Raw genomic sequence first — 2,617 nt, 5'->3', positions numbered from 1 at the left:
TTAGATATATCACCTCTCACTCTCTACTTACAGGTTACTTTAGTGTAATCAGAAAATTAAAACCTTGTGAGATATAGGACGATTATTAACTCTGAAGAAATAAATACCGTCTGAAATATTGTTCAGGTCAATCTCTTCATTTGGAATTGTTGCCATATTGAAAATCGATTGCCCTTTCAGATTAAAGAGCTGGAATGATGTTAAATTTTCGCCTTGAGCGGTTTCTAAATACAAAATTTTATTAGCAACATAATAATTAAGGTCTGAAGTTGTAAGATCATTAGTACTTAAAATACGTCGTGCCATTCCAAAATCAGGAATACCATATCCTAAAAGATTATCTGGGGTATTAGATTGATGAGCACTAGCTCTTATAGCACTTCTTATTTCATTAGGTGAAGCATTAGGAAATGCTTGCATCAAGCAAGTAGCTGCTCCACTTATTATAGGAGCGCTAAAACTAGTCCCGTTGCTTGTTACCAGATTACCGGCCTCATCTATGGTGGCAGAGGCGCTACCTTGAGCAACTATATCCGGTCGTATACGACCATCTACAGTTGGGCCGATACTTGAAAAACTAGACCTCACCTCATTTGCCGTGACTGAGCCTACAGAAAAGGCTCCAAAAGCATCGGCTGGTGCTGCGTTATAAGGATGTGAAGTGCTATTACCAGAATTTCCGGCACTGACGACTACTAGCATACCTTTATCAAAAGCTACATTAGTTCCTTGAGATATAAAAGCTGTCGATCCATTCATGTCTTGATAAGAAAGACTTTCTGCTGCGTTATCAAAACCTAAATAGCCTAAGGACACATTGATCACATCTACTCCTAGTGAGTCTGCACGCTCTGCGGCTTGTACCCAGTAAGACATTTCAGCTGGTGTTTCTATTGCGGCCTCTTCTGTACGAAATAAGTAATAACGAGCATCTGGTGCAGTACCTTCAAAATTACCTGTTTCGCTACCAGCCATTACACTCAGCACTCTTGAACCATGAAAATGATTATCATAGATCGTAGCATCTCGATCTACAAAATCCCAGCCACCAGCAATGCCGTTATTATTACGCAATTGAGTAAAGCCCGAATTAGTATTTACATTAGGAAATCCAGAATCTGTGACTGCGATTAATATTCCAGAGCCTGTATTGCCACTATTATGTAAGTCATCTAGACCTATCATTTCTATTTGATTTCTAGCAGTTCCATAGTTAAGTGGCGTGGTTACCATGTTTGCATACTTATCCACACTATTTATCTGAGCATTTTTTGAAGGATCTGTAAAATCAATATTTGAAACAAAAGGTAAATTACTAAGCGCATTTATGGCAGCTGGTGTCCCGACTACATGCACACAATTGAACCATTTAGACTGTGCTTTATAGGTAATTCCAGGTTTGTTTTTTATTTGAGTTACATAAGATTGATTCATAGGCATATCTCGATCATCTATAGGAATATGATGTCGTGCCTTGCGATCAATCGCTCGCTGAGTAAGAATGGACTGTAAATTAGTTACCGAAGAAACGGTGTTAGGTTTATCTGTAAAAAACACTAAAGCATGAAAATCTTGAGCATTAGACAGGCTCATAACAGACCATAGAACTATGAAAAGTAGCTTTCTCATAAGAGTAAAATTACGGCAATTAGATCAATAACCAGATGATTAAACCTTAAAGTTACTTCTACATTATTTCAAATCAACATGTTACCTTAAGCAATCACACCACTACCTAAGCATTCATGTTCTCGATACCATGCTACAAACTGTCCCGGTGAAATCGCACTTTGATCTTTTTCAAAAATGACATAAAGTCCACCTTCTACTCTATGTAAAGTGGCCTTATCTAGTGTCTGGCGGTAGCGTATACGCGCCATAACTTCCATAGTACTTCCTATTTCTAATTCTAGATCTTCTCTTATCCAGTGCATTTCATCTTGGGTTACAAATAAACCTTTTCTATATAATCCAGGATGCTGTTTTCCTTGACCTACATAAATAGTATTTGTATTTACATCTGTTTCTATAACAAATAAAGGTTCTGGCGTACCACCTACAGCAAGTCCTTTGCGTTGCCCACGTGTAAAATAGTGTGCTCCTTGATGCTTTCCTACCACTTTACCTTCAGAGGGATGATATTTCCGCTTTCGCGAAAGCGAGACCCATTCATTCTCATCGACCTTTCCATCTGTAGTAACAAGTTCTAGCATTTTCTCACGACTAGTCTGTGCATCTATCTCTACGATATCGCCAGCCTTGGGTTGCAATTGCTGTTGTAAAAAATCTGGCAAACGTACTTTACCTATAAAACATAATCCTTGGGAGTCCTTTTTACCAGCGGTAATTAAGTCTTGTGAAGCTGCGATCTCTCTTACTTCAGACTTTTGAAGATGACCAATTGGGAAAAGCGTTCTTGCAAGCTGTTTTTGTGATACTTGACATAAGAAATAACTTTGATCCTTATTAGCATCTGCTCCACCTAATAAATGATGGATTTCTTTGCCATCTTCTACGGTCGTGGTCTTCTGGCAATAATGTCCTGTTGCTACAAAATCTGCTCCTAGGTCTAGAGCAATATCCATAAAAACATCAAACTTGATCTCGCGATTACATA

2 protein-coding genes are annotated in these 2,617 nt (G+C 38.4%); both read right to left on the bottom strand.

Features of this window, described 5'->3' with window-relative positions:
- Positions 1-48 precede the first annotated feature (48 nt).
- Positions 49-1,629 carry a S8 family serine peptidase gene (locus A9Q93_RS03010; RefSeq protein WP_303685901.1) on the bottom strand — a complete coding sequence of 527 codons (1,581 nt, stop codon included), beginning with the start codon at positions 1,627-1,629 and terminating at the stop codon, positions 49-51.
- An 86-nt stretch (positions 1,630-1,715) separates the two neighbouring features.
- Positions 1,716-2,617: tRNA 2-thiouridine(34) synthase MnmA (mnmA, locus tag A9Q93_RS03005; protein WP_303685900.1), on the bottom strand; the 902-nt coding region annotated here is incomplete at its 5' end.

The organism is Nonlabens dokdonensis, assembly GCF_002162835.1.
GTDB classification, from domain to species: Bacteria; Bacteroidota; Bacteroidia; order Flavobacteriales; family Flavobacteriaceae; genus Nonlabens; species Nonlabens dokdonensis_B.
The sequence above is the reverse complement of the archived record's forward strand: the minus strand, read 5'-3'. Positions and strand labels throughout refer to the sequence as shown.

Bases quoted from the DNA above. Each gene is read 5' to 3' on its own strand.
- A9Q93_RS03010 (WP_303685901.1), bottom strand. From the start codon at position 1,629: ATGAGAAAGCTACTTTTCATAGTTCTATGGTCTGTTATGAGCCTGTCT.